General features: G+C 40.3%; 11 protein-coding genes and 9 pseudogenes. 12 read left to right on the forward strand and 8 right to left on the reverse strand.

From position 1 onward, the window contains the following. The first annotated feature begins 157 nt into the window (after window positions 1-157). The 4 genes and pseudogenes from HW278_RS12900 to HW278_RS08820 form a co-directional block, all read left to right on the forward strand. Window positions 158-655: an OmpH family outer membrane protein gene (locus HW278_RS12900; RefSeq protein WP_255493586.1), complete on the forward strand. Its 498-nt coding sequence runs from the start codon at window positions 158-160 to the stop codon at window positions 653-655. A 91-nt stretch (window positions 656-746) separates the two neighbouring features. Continuing rightward, window positions 747-968 carry a hypothetical protein gene (locus tag HW278_RS12905; RefSeq protein WP_255493587.1) on the forward strand — a complete coding sequence of 74 codons (222 nt, stop codon included), beginning with the start codon at window positions 747-749 and terminating at the stop codon, window positions 966-968. 220 nt (window positions 969-1188) lie between these two features. Next, entirely contained in the window at window positions 1189-1722 is a 534-nt protein-coding gene (locus HW278_RS08815) for an OmpH family outer membrane protein (protein WP_016479699.1), read from the forward strand. A gap of 100 nt (window positions 1723-1822) precedes the next feature. Continuing rightward, a pseudogene (locus HW278_RS08820) lies at window positions 1823-2068 on the forward strand (glutamate racemase); the annotation flags it as partial. Here the strand turns inward: HW278_RS08820 and HW278_RS08825 are convergent. The 6 genes and pseudogenes from HW278_RS08825 to HW278_RS08850 all read right to left on the reverse strand — a co-directional run. Further along, window positions 2068-2380, reverse strand: a pseudogene (locus HW278_RS08825) (glutamate racemase); the annotation flags it as partial. The pseudogenes HW278_RS08820 and HW278_RS08825 sit on opposite strands and share 1 nt — an antisense overlap. A 107-nt stretch (window positions 2381-2487) precedes the next feature. Further along, window positions 2488-3010: pseudogene (locus HW278_RS08830) on the reverse strand (OmpH family outer membrane protein). A gap of 30 nt (window positions 3011-3040) precedes the next feature. Then, a pseudogene (locus HW278_RS08835) lies at window positions 3041-4134 on the reverse strand (OmpH family outer membrane protein). Window positions 4135-4202: 68 nt separating this feature from the next. Beyond that, window positions 4203-6729, reverse strand: a pseudogene (gene bamA, locus HW278_RS08840) (outer membrane protein assembly factor BamA). 4 nt (window positions 6730-6733) lie between these two features. Then, entirely contained in the window at window positions 6734-7456 is a 723-nt protein-coding gene (locus HW278_RS08845) for an isoprenyl transferase (protein WP_178977583.1), read from the reverse strand. A gap of 15 nt (window positions 7457-7471) precedes the next feature. Continuing rightward, window positions 7472-8163, reverse strand: a pseudogene (locus tag HW278_RS08850) (DUF6089 family protein). 234 nt (window positions 8164-8397) lie between these two features. On the opposite strand from HW278_RS08850, the gene HW278_RS08855 reads away from it, so the two are divergent. From HW278_RS08855 to HW278_RS08885, 7 genes and pseudogenes are all read left to right on the forward strand, one after another. Continuing rightward, window positions 8398-8661, forward strand: coding sequence for a hypothetical protein (locus HW278_RS08855; RefSeq protein ID WP_220389374.1), 264 nt, complete (start codon window positions 8398-8400; stop codon window positions 8659-8661). Between the two features lie 417 nt (window positions 8662-9078). Continuing rightward, a pseudogene (gene trxB, locus HW278_RS08860) lies at window positions 9079-10014 on the forward strand (thioredoxin-disulfide reductase). Further along, window positions 10015-11227: pseudogene (locus HW278_RS12910) on the forward strand (aryl-sulfate sulfotransferase); the annotation flags it as partial. 17 nt (window positions 11228-11244) lie between these two features. Then, window positions 11245-13568: pseudogene (locus HW278_RS12850) on the forward strand (family 20 glycosylhydrolase). Between the two features lie 100 nt (window positions 13569-13668). Then, window positions 13669-14439 (forward strand): 5'/3'-nucleotidase SurE, encoded by a 771-nt coding sequence (surE, locus tag HW278_RS08875; RefSeq protein WP_178977580.1) that lies wholly within the window; start codon window positions 13669-13671, stop codon window positions 14437-14439. After that, window positions 14427-14729 carry a hypothetical protein gene (locus tag HW278_RS08880; protein ID WP_009411254.1) on the forward strand — a complete coding sequence of 101 codons (303 nt, stop codon included), beginning with the start codon at window positions 14427-14429 and terminating at the stop codon, window positions 14727-14729. Before surE ends, HW278_RS08880 begins: the two co-directional genes overlap by 13 nt. Window positions 14730-14740: 11 nt before the next feature. Continuing rightward, window positions 14741-16663 carry an LTA synthase family protein gene (locus HW278_RS08885; protein WP_178977581.1) on the forward strand — a complete coding sequence of 641 codons (1923 nt, stop codon included), beginning with the start codon at window positions 14741-14743 and terminating at the stop codon, window positions 16661-16663. 111 nt (window positions 16664-16774) lie between these two features. Here the strand turns inward: HW278_RS08885 and trxB (HW278_RS08890) are convergent, their stop codons facing one another. Both trxB (HW278_RS08890) and HW278_RS08895 read right to left on the reverse strand, forming a co-directional pair. Further along, window positions 16775-17716 carry a thioredoxin-disulfide reductase gene (trxB, locus tag HW278_RS08890; protein ID WP_178977582.1) on the reverse strand — a complete coding sequence of 314 codons (942 nt, stop codon included), beginning with the start codon at window positions 17714-17716 and terminating at the stop codon, window positions 16775-16777. 444 nt (window positions 17717-18160) lie between these two features. Next, window positions 18161-18358 carry a hypothetical protein gene (locus tag HW278_RS08895; protein ID WP_220389373.1) on the reverse strand — a complete coding sequence of 66 codons (198 nt, stop codon included), beginning with the start codon at window positions 18356-18358 and terminating at the stop codon, window positions 18161-18163. 287 nt (window positions 18359-18645) lie between these two features. On the opposite strand from HW278_RS08895, the gene HW278_RS08900 reads away from it, so the two are divergent. Further along, window positions 18646-19341: a DUF6089 family protein gene (locus HW278_RS08900; RefSeq protein ID WP_034554165.1), complete on the forward strand. Its 696-nt coding sequence runs from the start codon at window positions 18646-18648 to the stop codon at window positions 19339-19341. Window positions 19342-19347: the final 6 nt, after the last annotated feature.

Raw genomic sequence — 19347 nt, forward strand, 5'->3', positions numbered from 1 at the left:
TTTTGGCACGATATTTTCTTTTATGAAAAGAGAAGGCTAAAAAGTAGTATATACATTTGATAAATGTTATGAACAAACTACAAGCGTTATTTATAGTACTATTGTGTAGTGCCTGTTTACTTATGCACAAAAGCCATCTCGTATTGGCTATGTGGATATGGATTACATATTATCACACCTCGAAGATTATAAAGTAGCAAGCCAGCAGTTTGCCTTACAAGTAGAGCAATGGGAGGCTGAAATAGCCAAACGCCAAGAAAAGATAAAGGCTGAAAAAGATAAGTTAGAAGCTGAGAAAGCTTTACTTACTCCCGAGCTTATCAAAGATAAAGAAGAAGAAATAGCTCTGTTAGAATACAACCTGAATGCCTATAAACAGCAGAAGTTTGATGCTAAGGAAGGAGAGTATATCACCCAAAAGTTTATGCTTGCTAAGCCTATCCAAGACCAAGTGTTCAATATAGTGCAAGAGATAGGCAAGATGCGTAAATACGACTTTATCTTTGAAAAGAGTGATGCCACTATGTTATTCTCTAATGAGCAACATAACTTGAGTAAAGTAGTGCTTCGTGCCTTGAAGAAGAAAGACAATGCCGAAGATAGGAACAAAGATATGGCTCAGCTCTTAAAGAAAGCTATGATTTTGAGTTTGTAGAAGAACGCGTTAAGAAACGTAAAGAAGCTGAAAAGCTCGTGAGCAACGCCGAGTACAATACGAACAAGAACGTTTGCGCAAAACTGAAGAAATGAAGCAACAGCGCGAACAGCTCAAAGCAAAACGCGAAAAAGAGCAAGCCGAGCGTCAGCAGAAGTTTCAACAAGAACGAGATGCTCTTAAGCGCAACGCGAAAAAGAACAAGCTGAACGTGTACAGAAGTTCCAACAAGAGCGCGATGCTCTTAAAGCACAACGCGAGAAAGAGCAAGCTGAGCGCCAGCAGAAGTTCCAACAACAGCGCGATTCTATAAAAGCACAACGCGACAAAGAGCAAGCCGAACGCCAACAGAAGTTACAAGAACAGAAAGAACAGCGTGAGAAGGAAATAGCTGAACGCCAAAAGAAACTTGAAGAACAAAGGGTGCAACGTGAAAAAGAACAAGCCGAGCGCTTAAAAAACAACAAGAGGCGAGAACACAAACGCCTACAACAAATCAGTAAAAATTTTTAAATAACTAATATTACAAACAGATGATGAGAAACATTAGAACGTTGATGATTGCATTGGCTCTATTCTTAGGAGCTACTACAATGCTTACTGCACAAGTGAAAATCGCTCATATTGATGTGCAAAAACTTTTAGAAGAAATGCCTGAAAGAAAATCAATAGAGTCACAATTAAAGAAAATGGAGCAAGGATATATGAACGATATTCAAGCAGCTATTAAAGAATTGCAAGCTAAGGCTCAAAAGTATCAGAATGAAGCTGCTGCTCTTACAGAGGCACAACTTAAAGCTCGTGAAGCAGAATTCCTCAAAAAATCAGAGGAAATTAAAACTATGGAAGAAAATATCCGTAAAACACAACAAACTGCTGCTGAGAATTTACAGAAAAAGCAACAAGAATTGGTAGAGCCATTGCTTAAAAAGGTAAAAAGCTCTATTGAGAAAATTGCTAAGCAAAGAGGACTTCAGTACGTATTGGATTCAAGTGCAGGCTCAAGCGTGATTGTAGCTACAGGAGATGACCTTTACAGTACAGTTAAAAAGGACTTAGGATTTTAGTTCGTAGATTTTTAAATTATTAGATATTTTTTCTTATGAAAAGTGTTCGCTAAGTGAACACTTTTTTTTATTTTGCAACTGAAAAGAACCTTATTTTAAAATGACTCACTCAACATCACGTACAGCACCTATTGGTTTGTTTGACTCTGGAGTAGGGGGGACTACTATCTGGAAAGAAGTAAACGCACTAATGCCTAATGAGAACACCCTGTTTATAGCAGATAATAAAAGCATCATTGCATTATGCGATGCCAATACGCGTTTTCTGTTAGAAAATAATGCAAAAATTATAGTAGTAGCGTGCAATACGGGTAATTATAGTAGTAGCGTGCAATACAGTCGCAGTTTTATAGCAGGTTCTATTCTATAAAAGGTACTTCTTTATATTTATTCCTCAAATACGATATAGCATTGGTAGTACCGTATTGCACGCTACTACTATAATTTTTGCATTATTTTCTAACAGAAAACGCGTATTGGCATCGCATAATGCAATGATTTCCTCCTTAGTCTTCTCACCATAAGGAGCATTTTTATTATTGCTATAAACAGGTGTTCTCATTAGGCATTAGTGCGTTTACTTCTTTCCAATAGTAGTCCCCCCTACTCCAGAGTCAAACAAACCAATAGGTGCTGTACGTGATGTTGAGTGAGTCATTTAAAATAAGGTTCTTTTCAGTTGCAAAAATAAAAAAAAGTGTTCACTTACGAACACTTTTCATAAGAAAAAATATCTAATAATTTAAAAATCTACGAACTAAAATCCTAAGTCCTTTTAACTGTACTGTAAAGGTCATCTCCTGTAGCTACAATCACGCTTGAGCCTGCACTTGAATCCAATACGTACTGAAGTCCTCTTTGCTTAGCAATTTTCTCAATAGAGCTTTTTACCTTTTTAAGCAATGGCTCTACCAATTCTTGTTGCTTTTTCTGTAAATTCTCAGCAGCAGTTTGTTGTGTTTTACGGATATTTTCTTCCATAGTTTTAATTTCCTCTGATTTTTTGAGAATTCTGCTTCACGAGCTTTAAGTTGTGCCTCTGTAAGAGCAGCAGCTTCATTCTGATACTTTTGAGCCTTAGCTTGCAATTCTTTATAGCTGCTTGAATATCGTTCATATATCCTTGCTCCATTTTCTTTAATTGTGACTCTATTGATTTTCTTTCAGGCATTTCTTCTAAAAGTTTTTGCACATCAATATGAGCGATTTTCACTTGTGCAGTAAGCATTGTAGTAGCTCCTAAGAATAGAGCCAATGCAATCATCAACGTTCTAATGTTTCTCATCATCTGTTTGTAATATTAGTTATTTAAAAATTTTTACTGATTTGTTGTAGGCGTTTGTGTTCTCGCCTCTTGTTGTTTTTTAAGGCGCTCGGCTTGTTCTTTTTCACGTTGCACCCTTTGTTCTTCAAGTTTCTTTTGGCGTTCAGCTATTTCCTTCTCACGCTGTTCTTTCTGTTCTTGTAACTTCTGTTGGCGTTCGGCTTGCTCTTTGTCGCGTTGTGCTTTTATAGAATCGCGCTGTTGTTGGAACTTCTGCTGGCGCTCAGCTTGCTCTTTCTCGCGTTGTGCTTTAAGAGCATCGCGCTCTTGTTGGAACTTCTGTACACGTTCAGCTTGTTCTTTTTCGCGTTGCGCTTTAAGAGCATCTCGTTCTTGTTGAAACTTCTGCTGACGCTCGGCTTGCTCTTTTTCGCGTTTTGCTTTGAGCTGTTCGCGCTGTTGCTTCATTTCTTCAGTTTTGCGCAAACGTTCTTGTTCGTATTGTACTCGGCGTTGCTCACGAGCTTTTTCAGCTTCTTTACGTTTCTTAACGCGTTCTTCTACAAACTCAAAATCATAGCTTTCTTTTAAGAGCTGAGCCATATCTTTGTTCCTATCTTCGGCATTGTCTTTCTTCTTCAAGGCACGAAGCACTACTTTACTCAAGTTATGTTGCTCATTAGAGAATAACATAGTGGCATCACTCTTTTCAAAGATAAAGTCGTATTTACGCATCTTGCCTATCTCTTGCACTATATTGAACACTTGGTCTTGGATAGGCTTAGCAAGCATAAACTTTTGGGTGATATACTCTCCTTCCTTAGCATCAAACTTCTGCTGTTTATAGCATTCAGGTTGTATTCTAACAGAGCTATTTCTTCTTCTTTATCTTTGATAAGCTCGGGAGTAAGTAAAGCTTTCTCAGCTTCTAACTTATCTTTTTCAGCCTTTATCTTTTCTTGGCGTTTGGCTATTTCAGCCTCCCATTGCTCTACTTGTAAGGCAAACTGCTGGCTTGCTACTTTATAATCTTCGAGGTGTGATAATATGTAATCCATATCCACATAGCCAATACGAGATGGCTTTTGTGCATAAGTAAAACAGGCACTACACAATAGTACTATAAATAACGCTTGTAGTTTGTTCATAACATTTATCAAATGTATATACTACTTTTTAGCCTTCTCTTTCATAAAAGAAAATATCGTGCCAAAAATTAGAATTGTTGTCCAAAAATAAAGTGTGTTTGCCAGCCACTGCGGCTATTGCTATTGCAGGGTTATCGAAACCATACCCGAAGTCAATACCCAGCATACCGAACTGTGGCATAAAGAGTCGCAATCCTAAACCTGCTGAACGCTTAATCTGGAAAGGATTAAAGTTCTCTAATCCATTGTGTACATTACCTCCTTCGGCAAATACTAAGCCATAGATAGAAGCCATTGGTTTAAGAGTAATAGGATAACGCAATTCCAGAGAGAACTTGTTAAACACAGTCTCGCCATCATCGGCGGAAAGGGCATAGTTTTCATACCCGCGCATTTGTATGTTTTCACGTCCGTCCATAGAGTAATAGCCTAAGCCATCGCCTCCCATAAAGAAGCGTTCAAAAGGTACTATACCACGTTTGCTGTTATAAGCTCCCAAATAACCAAAATCAGCACCAAACTTTAATACAAATTTACTGTAAATATTGGTATACCAAGCTGAGGTAAACTTGAGCTTATAAAACTCTAACCAGTGAAAACGCTCTTGGTCTATCTGTGCTATTCTTTCAGAATCGCCGTTATTAGATGCTGTTTCACGTTCTTCAAGCAGTTTGCCATAATCTACCTTATTGAACAATGAGTAAGGAGGGGTAAGTTTCGCACTAATGGTAAAACTACTTCCTGACATTGGATAGATAGGGTTAGGACCACTTGAGTTACGCGATAACGAAATGGTATAAGCTAATGAATTAGAGTTACCATCTTTAAAAGTAAAGAGTCCTAAATTAGGATAATTCTTCAAATCATAATGCTGATAGCTTAAAGTATGAGCGATTTGGAAATAATCATCGGGGACTCTCAAACGTTTGGCTAAACCTACGTTTATTCCTGTGATATACACACGTTTACTCCTATCTACATCATAGCTCCTGTAACTATACCCGAACTGTTCGGTTCTACTGAATGACACTGAGAACTGCACAGGCTGTTTACCTCCCATCCAAGGTTCGGTGAATGAAAACCCATAAGTACGGTAGTACCTACTTATTTGGAAACTGAGTGATAGTGCTTGACCGTCGCCCATAGGCACTGGCGATAGGCTTTGGGGTTGAACAAGTTGCGAATAGAAAAGTTATTGAATGAAAGGGCAAGTGTACCTATGAATGAGCCTCCACCATACCCTCCTTGCAACTGCACTTGGCTTGAACCTGTTTCGGTGAGTTTATATTCTATATCTACGGTTCCTGCATTAGGGTCGGCATTTTTAAACTCTGGATTGATGTTTTGAGCATCGAATAGTTGCAACTGTCCTAACTCACGAACGGTACGCACTACGGCATCTTTGCTATATAGATAACCAGGACGTGTGCGCAACTCGCGATAAATTACATAGTCGTTAGTCTTTTCGTTACCTGTTACTGATATTTTATTAAAATAAGCAGGCTTCCCTTCTACCACGCGTATTTCGAAATTGATAGTATCATTTACCACTGAGGTTTCTACAGGGTGTATTTGCGAGAAGAGATAACCACTATTTTGATATAAGTTGTTATATCTTCGGCATCGGGTTTGGTATTGTCTTGAATGCGTTTTTTGAGCAATACTCCGTTATATACATCGCCTTTTTTGATACCCAATACTTGATTGAGCACACGGTCGTTATAGACTGAGTTCCTAAGAAGCGGATATCACCGAAATAATAACGCTTTCCTTCTTCTACTGCTATTTTAAGACTTACGTTACCGTCTTTATTTTAATAAGCGTATCGTTTACCACACGAGCATCGCGATAGCCTTTTTCTTTATAGAAATCTACGAGGTTTGTTAAATCTTCGTCGTAGTCTTCTTAACATATTTGGAGCGTTTCCAGAAACGACCGAAACGCACTTGTTTGTTTTTTTAAGCTTCTTGCGCAACTTGGCTGAGGTAAATTGCTGATTGCCTTCAAAAGTAATTTTATCGACTTTTACCTTATTACCTCTATCGATGTGAATGAGCATATCTACACCATTGGCATCGGTAGTATCTATTTTGGTATCGATGGTTACTTGGTATTGAGATAACCATCTTTTCGATATTTATTAGTGATATAGTTTTTAGTATTAGCAATAAGGCTTTCGTTTACCTTTATTCCTTTTTTAATTTCGGCATCTTTAAGGAGGGTTTCTGCTTTTTTCTGTCCGATACCTGTTACTTTTACATCGACTAATGAAGGTGTTTCTTTGATAGCTAACTCTAAGAATACGGTATCACCTTCTACACGCTTGATATAAATATTAATATCGCTAAACAACTTATAGCCCCATAGCTTATGAATGATGGAGCTGAATTTTTCACTGGGGATTTCGATTACATCACCTACTTTCAAACCCGAAGTAGTAAGGATAGTTTGTTCGTTATAACGTTTTGCACCAGTAACTTCAATGCCACCAATTGTATATTTTCTTCCTTTTCCTAATGATATTCTGTCTTCTTCTTGTGCATTTACAAGGCTTACAAAAGCCAAGAAAGCAAGCAATAAAAATTTTTTCAGCATAGTTTTACGTAAGTTGTTCGCTTGTTTTTCCAAATCGTCTTTCTCTACTTTGATAGTTTGATAGGGCTTCTTCTAAGTGTTTTTTTGTGAAATCAGGCCATAATACTTCAGTAAAATAGAGTTCGGCATAGGCTATTTGCCATAATAAAAAATTGCTGATGCGCTCCTCACCGCTGGTGCGGATAAGTAAGTCTACATCGGGTAAGTCGTAGGTGTATAGGTGTTCTTGTAGTGTTGTTTCGGTAATTGTATTAGCAATAAGTGTGCCTTCTTTTACTTTTGCTGCAATTTCTTTTATAGCAGTTAGGATTTCTTCACGTGCTCCATAGTTGAGGGCTAAGGTAAGGGTAAGCCCTGTATTGTTTTTGAGTTTATCGATAGAAGCAAGTAGGGCTTCGCGTGGTTTAGGAGGGAAACGGTCTAAATTGCCAATGGTTTTGAGGCGTACATTATTCTTGTGCAAATTATCAACTTCCTTTTTCAGGAACTTTACTAATAGTTCCATTAAGGCTTTTACTTCTAAGGCGGGTCGTTTCCAATTTTCGGTAGAAAAGGCAAAAAGGGTGAGGTATGGAATACGGTGTTCCACACAATATTCCACTACTTGTCGCACAGTTTGCACTCCCTTTTCGTGACCATAAGCTCTGAGCAGACCTTGTTTTTTTGCCCAACGCCCATTACCGTCCATTATAATAGCCAAATGCTTTGGATAGTTTGTAATCTCCATTGGTTTCAAGTGAAATTATCTACAATAGCAAGGCCATTCGCCGAAGGTGTAGGTAAGGGTAAGACCTGAGAAGGCGTACCAGTCGTAACTTCTTCCTATGTTACCGAATGTAAAGGATTTTCTTTCGGGCGCACTACATCGACGTTGTTAGTAAGGGCAAAACGGAAAGCTACTTCACCTCCTAAAACAAGCCTTCGAGTGATTTTAGCTTTAAAACCAAAAGCTACGGGCACAGCCACATCGAAGTCGCGACGTGTAGTATCGGTAGCTTCAACGGGTTTGGAGAGGAGGGGTCGAAGTACAAATCGTCGTGCCAAAGCCCAGCTATACCTACGAACACATAGGGGTCATAGGCATATCGAGCAAATTGCCGATTCTGTAGCTAAAGAAATTGAACTCGGTGCTACTGCCAAATCGGTAATATCACTTGAATAAGCGAACCCTCGGTTGCGTTTACCAGGGATATCGGACTGGACGTCGTTAGCTCTAAGTTCGGACTTAGTAACCTGCACACGAACTGCCATACGTTCGTGGAAATTCCATTTATATATCCCACCAAAAGCGATTTTGTTAGGATATAAATAATAGGTTCTACCAACATCTGAAATGGGGTTGCTTCCACCTAAGAAAACACCGATTTCGTGTTGCTGTGCCGATGCCATATGCATCGCCAATAGTATCAATGTAATGTGTATAAATCTGTACATACGCTATTCTATGCAAGGCGCAAATATACGTGTTTTATATGAAATAACATTTATTATTTCCTATTTTTTTATTTCGGATTTTTAATTAGCTGTTAAAATTCTTTATATATCATTGATTATTAACACGATATAAGTATATTTATTTTTATAAAGAATTATAAGTTATCGGGGGTGATTTGTGAAAAGTGGATAGATGAAAGATGCTTGTGAGTAGGTAGCAAGAAGTACCTTTGGTTGCTCTGTGAGACATCTGACGGATTTTTAATAAACCTTAAACGGAACTACAGTGCTCTACAGTGGCTCTACAGTGGCTCTACAGTGGCTCTACAGTGGCTCTACAGTGGCTCTACAGTGGCTCTACAGTGGCTCTACAGTGGCTCTACAGTGGCTCTACAGTGGCTCTACAGTGGCTCTACAGTGGCTCTACAGTGGCTCTACAGTGGCTCTACAGTGGCTCTACAACGAAGACTAACCGAAGATCAATCGAATAGTAACTGAACACTGATTGAACTTATGGTGCTACTATCTGCTCATATCACTGGTTCTACTTTTTAGACTTATCGGGCATAAAATAAGTAACGTGAGCTCGATGTAAAATAGCGAACGAATACTCGGAGTGGGGTATGCGAGAGATTGTGTTTCAGAAATTAAACAAAATTGATTTCAAAATTAAAATAGCATCAAGACTGCGCCTTGTGAAATAACAATGCAAGATTCAACTTTGCCAAAGGTCGTAGCACGAGGGGCAATTAACTTTGGCAAAGTGTATACCGCAAAAAAGACTCATCATCAGAATTATTTATCAAACTGATATTAACTTTTAATTTCGTGTGTTTGCTCTAATTGACAAATTGGCAGGTTTGTAGATTGGTATTATTTTGTAGTTTTGCACCCTAATTAAAAGAAAAAATTGCTATGGCAAACATCGAAAAAATAAAATGCCTAATTATAGGCTCAGGTCCTGCGGGCTATACGCCGCTATTTATGCCTCTCGCGCTAATCTTAACCCTGTGCTTTATCAAGCGAACAACCTGGCGGACAACTCACTACTACCTTTGAGGTAGAAAACTTCCCGGGATATCCTGAGGGAGTAAGGGTAGCGAAATGATGATGCAGTTAGAGCAACAAGCTAACGCTTTGGGGCTGATATTCGCAACGGCTGGGTGACTAAGGTAGATTTTTCGGCTCGCCCACACAAAGTATGGGTAGATGACCAAGAGCTCCACGCTGATGCTGTGATTATCGCTACGGGTGCTCGCTAAATACTTAGGTTTACCCTCAGAACAGCACTATTTGCAAACAGGAGGAGGCGTATCGGCTTGTGCTGTGTGCGACGGTTTTTTCTACCGCAATCAACACGTGGCTATTGTAGGGGCAGGCGACTCGGCTTGTGAGGAAGCGCTTTACTTGGCAAACCTCTGCTCGAAAGTAACAATGCTGGTGCGTCGCGATGAGTTCCGCGCTTCACAAATTATGAAGGAACGCGTGCTCAATTCGCCAAAAATAGAAGTGCTTTTCAATACTGAAACTGAAGAGATATTAGGTGACGGACAAGTAGTTACCGGCATTAAAGTACGCAACAACAAGACAGGGGAGATAAGCGAAATAGCTATCACAGGTTTCTTTGTAGCTATCGGTCACAAACCTAATACCGATGTGTTTAAACCTTATATCGATACTGATGAGGTGGGCTATATTAAGAATGTAGCGGGCACTTCGCTCACCAATGTAGCAGGGGTGTTTGTAGCCGGTGATGCTGCCGACACGCGCTACCGCCAAGCTATTACCGCAGCAGGTTCGGGCTGTATGGCAGCGTTGGACGCAGAGAAATACCTTCTTACTCTTGAATAGCTAAGCCATCCGGAACAAGTACAGCAAACCAATACCTACCAGGGCAAAGGAATAGAACGTAAAACGCTATTGTTCCTCAAACCCGATAGGCAATACAGTTGCCAAATCATTACCGAGAAAGGAGATAAGTCGGCAGTGAAAACTTTTAAGACAAAAAGTGTGGAGGCTTTCCTTCCTAATGCAACATTACTGATAGACGACCTAAAAGAAGATATAGGCGGTTATTTTTTGCAAATGCCCGTATGAATGGTACAAAAGCTATCTATCTGACAGATACTAAAGGAGTAGTAGTATGGTATGAGCAAGTGCCCGAAGAGCCTTTGGTCGTAAATTACGATGCACAGCGTCAGCAGTTTTACATTCTTACCAATCCTGCTTACCCCGTTGGAAGTCCTTATACTTTCAATGCTAAAAGTATTAAAATTATAGACCTCTTTGGGAGGTAGTATTTCAAAAAGACTTTGCTACTGTTCCTGCACTTAACGGACGGGAAGTGCATCACGAGTGTCGCCCTATGCCCGATGGCAGTATAGGATTAGTAACCTATATTGATAAAACTTTCGACCTCACTGCACAAGGCGGTACAACTACCGATATTGTAAAGGGTGATGGTTTTGTGATTATGAATAGAAGAGGGAAATCACCCAGCAATGGAGTTGTTTTGATTATGTAGACCCACTACCGACCCTAATATAAAAATACAAGGGGTAAAAAAAGATTGGCTACACGCCAACTCCTTTAACTACGATAGCGAAGGTAATTACTATATGACGTTTAATCGTTATGGAGAAACTTTGGAAAATTGACGGTAAAACAGGGAAGTTACTATATCGCATAGGCGAAAATGGCACCATAAAACCTGAGAAAAAATACTTTACTCACGGAATGCACTGTCCAACCCGAAAGCACCTAACGAGGTGTTAGTGATTGACAATGCGCGATCAGATTCCGATACTGGCTCGAGAGCTATTTGTATAAAGTGAATGAACAAGCAAACAGTAACAGTTCCTATGGCAGTAGCTCTTCCCAAGATTTATCCTCATCAAACCGTAGCAATGCCCAATTTATAGGTGAGGACTTGCTACTAATCACGTTGAGTACCAAAAAACAAATTATCATTACTGACCGCAACGAAACACCCACCATAAAACGTTCTTTTATGTTGCCTTTTACTTTCTATAGAGCACAATATATCCCAACTATTAAATATTAAAAATCAAACCACCACCAATGAAAAAACTTATATTTAGTTTAGTAACGCTATGTCTTATGGCTTGTAAAGCACTGAGCCTGTAATTCATTACGAGGTAATTCCGCTACCACAATCCATTAGTTATACCCATCAGAAACCTTTTGAGCTCGATGCCCAAACCGTGATTACCTATCCACAAGGTGATACCTTACTACAAAGGAATGCCCAATTCCTCGCTCTTATCTTAAAGAAATCACAGGGCTACCCCTTACCACTGAGCCCAATGTAAATAGTGGGAAGGTTATTCGTCTTAAAACCGACCTTAAAAAAACTAACCAAGAGGCTTATCAACTTACCGTAACAAGTGAACAAATTACTATGATGGAGCAAGTCCCGCAGGTGTGTTCTACGGCATACAAACCTTGCGCAAGTCGATTGACGTAACAGAACCTAAATCCTTAGCGTTCCCTACGGCTGTGATAGACGATGCGCCTCGCTTTGCCTATCGGGGAATGCATTTTGATGTGAGCAGGCATTTCTTTACAGTAGATTTTATCAAGCAGTACATTGATATACTTGCACTTCATAACCTTAATAAGTTCCATTGGCACCTCACCGATGACCAAGGGTGGCGTATAGAAATCAAAAAAATACCTCGCCTTACTGAGGTAGGTTCAACACGCAAAGAAACGCTTATTGGGCATTTGCTCAAAGATAAACCCCACCAATTTGATGGCAAACCTTATGGCGGGTTCTACACCCAAGAACAGATTAAAGAGATTGTAAAATACGCCCAAGACCGCTATATTACGATTATTCCCGAGGTAGATATACCTGGACATACCTTAGCTGTGCTCACGGCTTACCCTGAGTTGGGTTGTACAGGCAAGGACTATGCAGTAGGTACCAAATGGGGCGTGTTCGACGATGTACTTTGCGCTGGCAATGAGGCTTCTTATGAGTTCTTAGAAGGCGTATTCGACGAAATTACCGAACTTTTCCCCTCTAAATATATTCATATAGGAGGTGATGAGTGTCCTAAAACACGTTGGAAAGAGTGCCCTAAATGTCAGGCCAAAATTAAAGCATTGGGCTTAAAAGGCGACGCTGAACACACTGCCGAACAGAAACTACAAGGCTATGTGGTATCGCGCGTAGAGCAGTTTCTCAAGAAGAAAGGTAGAGAGGTAATAGGCTGGGACGAGATTTTGGAGGGAGATAACATTTCACAAGACGCGATTGTAATGTCGTGGCGAGGTACCGAAGGAGGTATAGCCGCAGCACAACGCCACAACCGTGCTATTATGACCCCGCATTACAGTTTGTATTTCGACTATAACCAAGGCGAAGACCCTAGTAAAGAACCACTGTCCATAGGCGAATACCTCCCGTGAAAAAGGTGTACGACTACGAACCTATCGACCCTAAACTCACTCCCGAACAAGGTAAATACATCTTAGGAGCACAAGCTAATTTGTGGACAGAGTACATCGCGAGTCCTGCACACGCTGAGTATATGCTCTTGCCGCGTTTGGCTGCCTTAGCTGAGGTACAATGGACAGCCCCAGAGAAAAAGAACTATGCTGATTTTTTGAAGCGTTTAGGCAACTTACTCAATTACTATCAAAAAGAAGGATATCATTATGCCAAACACGTCTTGGGTGTTACCCCTGTTATTCAGCCCGCTCCTAAGAAAGATGGTATTCAGGTAGAACTCCTTACCGTAGGCGATGGCAAGGTGTACTACACCACCGATGGCACTACTCCTGATGCTACCAAAACGCTTTATACCCAGCCTATCAAACTCAGCAACGAGGTGCTGTTAAAAGCAGTAGCTGTGCATAAAGATACTATAAGCGGAGTGTTTAGCTACCAGTCGTTATTTAATAAGGCTACTTACAAGCCTATACAATTACTCACTGAAACTAATCCTAAATACACTTTTGGAGGGGCTACTGCCTTAGTAGATGCCCAAATAGGTGAAGATTCTTATATCGATGGGCATTGGGTGGGCTTTCCTGGTCGAGTGGGAGTAGAAGCAGTAATCGATTTAGGTAAAGAAGAAGAAATTAGCAATCTCAAAACAGGTTCTTTGTCCGATACGCCTAACTGGATATTTCCCGCCTCAGAAGTCGCTATTTACAGCTCTGCTGATGGAAAAAACTTTCAGCTCATCACTCAGCAACCTTTGAAGATAGCCCAGAAGACCGACCCTATCAAGCGCGTGCCTATCAGTTTGAACTTTGCTAAAACTAAAACTCGCTATGTGAAAGTAGTGCTCAAAGGTACTGTAATCCCTGAATGGCACGAGGGTAAAGGCACACCAGCCTTATTGTTTGTAGATGAAATCCAACTGATGTAAAAATATATATTTTTCATATGTAATATTGCTTTTATTTAAAATTTGTGTACTTTTGCACATCGTAAAGACGCGACTACAAAACGCGTCTTTACTTTTTAGTATGCAAAAACCTTTAATATTAGTAACAAACGACGACGGTATTACCGCTCCTGGTATCCGTTATCTGATAGACATAATGAAAGAATTAGGCGAAGTAGTGGTAGTAGCCCCTGATTCGCCTCAGAGCGGTAAAGGGCACGCCGTTACCCTCGATACTACTATGTACTGCGACCCTATGCCCTCACATAACGGAGCTACTCGCGAATACGCTTGTAGTGGTACACCTGCCGATTGTGTGAAAATAGCCAAACACGAAGTGTTGAACGGTCGTCTGCCCGATCTCTGTGTGAGTGGTATCAATCACGGTTCCAATGCTTCTATCAACGTGATATATTCAGGAACGATGAGTGCTGCTATCGAGGCGGGTACTGAGGGTATTCCTGCTATTGGTTTTTCATTATTAGACTCCAGTTGGAATGCCGACTTTTCGCAAGCGCGCTCTTATATCAAAAGTATTGCTGAAAAAGTACTCGCTAATGGGTTGCCCAAAGGGACAGTGCTGAATGTGAATATACCTAATATCAAGAAGGAAGAAATAAAAGGCGTAAAAGTATGCCGTCAAGCACGTTCGCGCTGGATAGAAAGTTTTGACAAACGTGTGAACCCGCAAGGGAGAGTGTACTACTGGATGACAGGTACTTTTGTGAATGAAGACCAAGGTATTGATACTGACCAATGGGCTCTCGAAAACGGCTACATTTCAGTAGTGCCTATTCAATTCGACCTTACGGCTCACCAAAATATTCAAGAGTTAAAGCAATGGGATTTTTAAATATAAATCAAAAACGCAAAGACCAAATCATTGGTTTTATAGCAGGTATTGTTGTAAACGTAATAGGGGTGATAGCCTATGTGCTTATTTTCTCTAAATTTAGTATTGCTACTACCTTGCAAGATGCCTATTACAAGAGATATTTAGGGAAACTCATACTCTTAGGAGCCCTGTTAGACCTTGCTATCTTCTTCTTTTTTATCAATCGTTATGAAAACGAACGCGCACGTGGTGTACTTATCGCTTCGTGCGTATTAGCCTTTATAATTCTGCTATTACAATTCACTTAAAATTAAATACAATGAGAATCAGAGAATATGTAGTTTTCTTATACCGTATCTTCTTGGTATACTTATTTTATGCCATTGCACGTGGTTTGTTTATCTATATGAATCGCGGAGTGATGGGTGATTATAACACATCCGACCTTTTCTATTATGGATTGGCGTTTGATAACTGTGCTATAATGTACACTAATTTGCTGTTCATACTGCTCAGTTTACTACCTTTGTGGGTAAATACCCATAAGAAATTTCAGAAAGTAGTTTTTTGGTCGTACTTTATACCTAATACGATTGCTTATGCCACCAATTTTATTGATATGGCATACTACCCTTTTAGCAAGTCTCGCCTTACTTCGGCATCGTTTGCAGTTATAGAACACGAAAACAACAAAATGAAAATATTCAGTAGCTTTTTAGGAGGCTATTGGTATATGTTCGTAGGCTTCTTTTTACTGATAGCTCTTTGGGTTTTCCTTTATAAACGCGTGAAAAACGTCGAAGTGCCTATTGCTCAAAAGAAATCTTATTTTGGTTGGTCTGCTGTATTTTTCTTAGGCTTCGGTACTCTGATAATGATGGCTATACGAGGCGGTGGTTTTACTTCGGATACGCGCCCTATCAATATGCTCGATGCTAGCCGACACGTAAATACAGCTCCTCAGGCTGATGCGATACTAAACACACCTTTTTGTCTCATTCGCAGTATCGGTAAGAACAAAGGATTTAAAGAATATCACTTTGTAGATGAAGCCTACATCAATGAGAGTTTAAAACCTATTAAGCAGTACAACCGCGAAGTAGCTACCAAGCCCAATGTCGTCCTCTTTATTTTAGAAAGTTTCGGTAAAGAGTATTGGGGCTGTATGAATACTAAAACCCATATTCCTAACTTTAAGTCGTATACTCCCTTCTTAGACTCGTTAGCACAACATTCACTTGTGCTCGACAATGCTTATTGCACAGGGCGTCAGTCTATACACGGAATGTCGTCAATGTTGGCAGGAATTCCCTCTTTTCAAGTCGCTTACACCTCATCACCTTATGTGAAACAACCCACACAGTCTTTGGTGTCTATCGCTAAAGAAATGGGCTACGATACCTCTTTCTTCCATTCAGCACCCAATGGTTCTATGGGATTCTTAGGTTTTTCTAATATCTTAGGTTTCGACCATTACTATGGTAAAAATGAGTACAATAACGATGCTGATGACGATGGTCACTGGGGAATTTGGGACGAACCTTTTTTCCAATATATGTGCAGGACTTATTCTCAAAAGAAACAACCTTTCTTAGGCACTATTTTCACACTCTCCTCCCACCACCCTTTTCAAATTCCTAAGCAATATGAGGGCAAATTCCCTAAAGGCAACTTAGAAATTCACCAATGTATTGGCTATACCGATTACGCTCTCAAACAATTCTTTGAGTGTGCTAAAAAACAACCTTGGTATAACAATACTATCTTTGCTTTCGTCAATGACCACCCTAACCAAACTTATTACGACCTTTACAAAGAGCCTATTACAGGCAAAGGAGCGGCAATTATGTTCTACAGTCCTAATCCTAATTTAGTGCCAAAGGGTGTAAATTCAGATATTGCCCAGCAAATAGATATTTATCCTTCGTTAGTAGACCTAATGGGTTACCATAAGCCTTTCCGCTCTTGGGGGCGCAGTGTGTTTGCCAATCTTCCTGATGAAACGCCTCGCGCTTTTATCTCCGATGCGCTTATGTACCAAATGATGCAAGGTAATTACATCTATATCATCGACGAAACAGGCAACGTAAACGGAGTGTACAAGAAAGAAGACGGTGCTCTCAAAAACAATCTCTTGGGCAAAGAAGACAATGCCGAAATACAAAAAGGTATTAAAGATTTAAAAGCCTTTATGCAAGACTATATGGATAGAATTATCAACCATAAGCTTAGTTTACGATAAAGGTAAAAAGTAAGAAACAAATCCAGCGATAACTGGCAGGTTAAATAGCAAAGCGCGATGTTTATTATTCTAAACATCGCGCTTTCTTATCTCATATCTCTTACCTCTTAGCTATTCAAGAGTAAGAAGGTATTTCTCTGCGTCCAACGCTGCCATACAGCCCGAACCTGCTGCGGTAATAGCTTGGCGGTAGCGCGTGTCGGCAGCATCACCGGCTACAAACACCCCTGCTACATTGGTGAGCGAAGTGCCCGCTACATTCTTAATATAGCCCACCTCATCAGTATCGATATAAGGTTTAAACACATCGGTATTAGGTTTGTGACCGATAGCTACAAAGAAACCTGTGATAGCTATTTCGCTTATCTCCCCTGTCTTGTTGTTGCGTACTTTAATGCCGGTAACTACTTGTCCGTCACCTAATATCTCTTCAGTTTCAGTATTGAAAAGCACTTCTATTTTTGGCGAATTGAGCACGCGTTCCTTCATAATTTGTGAAGCGCGGAACTCATCGCGACGCACCAGCATTGTTACTTTCGAGCAGAGGTTTGCCAAGTAAAGCGCTTCCTCACAAGCCGAGTCGCCTGCCCCTACAATAGCCACGTGTTGATTGCGGTAGAAAAAACCGTCGCACACAGCACAAGCCGATACGCCTCCTCCTGTTTGCAAATAGTGCTGTTCTGAGGGTAAACCTAAGTATTTAGCCGAAGCACCCGTAGCGATAATCACAGCATCAGCGTGGAGCTCTTGGTCATCTACCCATACTTTGTGTGGGCGAGCCGAAAAATCTACCTTAGTCACCCAGCCGTTGCGAATATCAGCCCCAAAGCGTTTAGCTTGTTGCTCTAACTGCATCATCATTTCGCTACCCATTACTCCCTCAGGATATCCCGGGAAGTTTTCTACCTCAAAGGTAGTAGTGAGTTGTCCGCCAGGTTGTTCGCCTTGATAAAGCACAGGGTTAAGATTAGCGCGAGAGGCATAAATAGCGGCAGTATAGCCCGCAGGACCTGAGCCTATAATTAGGCATTTTATTTTTTCGATGTTTGCCATAGCAATTTTTTCTTTTAATTAGGGTGCAAAACTACAAAAATAATACCAATCTACAAACCTGCCAATTTGTCAATTAGAGCAAACACACGAAATTAAAAGTTAATATCAGTTTGATAAATAATTCTGATGATGAGTCTTTTTTGCGGTATACACTTTGCCAAAGTTAATTGCCCCTCGTGCTACGACCTTTGGCAAAGTTGAATCTTGCATTGTTATTTCACAAGGCGCAGTCTTGATGCTATTTTAATTTTGAAATCAATTTTGTTTAATTTCTGAAACACAATCTCTCGCATACCCCACTCCGAGTATTCGTTCGCTATTTTACATCGAGCTCACGTTACTTATTTTATGCCCGATAAGTCTAAAAAGTAGAACCAGTGATATGAGCAGATAGTAGCACCATAAGTTCAATCAGTGTTCAGTTACTATTCGATTGATCTTCGGTTAGTCTTCGTTGTAGAGCCACTGTAGAGCCACTGTAGAGCCACTGTAGAGCCACTGTAGAGCCACTGTAGAGCCACTGTAGAGCCACTGTAGAGCCACTGTAGAGCCACTGTAGAGCCACTGTAGAGCCACTGTAGAGCCACTGTAGAGCCACTGTAGAGCCACTGTAGAGCCACTGTAGAGCCACTGTAGAGCCACTGTAGTTCCGTTTAAGGTTTATTAAAAATCCGTCAGATGTCTCACAGAGCAACCAAAGGTACTTCTTGCTACCTACTCACAAGCATCTTTCATCTATCCACTTTTCACAAATCACCCCCGATAACTTATAATTCTTTATAAAAATAAATATACTTATATCGTGTTAATAATCAATGATATATAAAGAATTTTAACAGCTAATTAAAAAATCCGAAATAAAAAAATAGGAAATAATAAATGTTATTTCATATAAAACACGTATATTTGCGCCTTGCATAGAATAGCGTATGTACAGATTTATACACATTACATTGATACTATTGGCGATGCATATGGCATCGGCACAGCAACACGAAATCGGTGTTTTCTTAGGTGGAAGCAACCCCATTTCAGATGTTGGTAGAACCTATTATTTATATCCTAACAAAATCGCTTTTGGTGGGATATATAAATGGAATTTCCACGAACGTATGGCAGTTCGTGTGCAGGTTACTAAGTCCGAACTTAGAGCTAACGACGTCCAGTCCGATATCCCTGGTAAACGCAACCGAGGGTTCGCTTATTCAAGTGATATTACCGATTTGGCAGTAGGCACCGAGTTCAATTTCTTTAGCTACAGAATCGGCAATTTGCTCGATATGCCTATGACCCCCTATGTGTTCGTAGGTATAGCTGGGCTTTGGCACGACGATTTGTACTTCGACCCCTCCTCTCCCAAACCCGTTGAAGCTACCGATACTACACGTCGCGACTTCGATGTGGCTGTGCCCGTAGCTTTTGGTTTTAAAGCTAAAATCACTCGAAGGCTTGTTTTAGGAGGTGAAGTAGCTTTCCGTTTTGCCCTTACTAACAACGTCGATGGTAGTGCGCCCGAAAGAAAATCCTTTACATTCGGTAACATAGGAAGAAGTTACGACTGGTACGCCTTCTCAGGTCTTACCCTTACCTACACCTTCGGCGAATGGCCTTGCTATTGTAGATAATTTCAC

Source organism: Capnocytophaga sp. oral taxon 902 (assembly GCF_013394735.1).
GTDB lineage: Bacteria > Bacteroidota > Bacteroidia > Flavobacteriales > Flavobacteriaceae > Capnocytophaga > Capnocytophaga ochracea.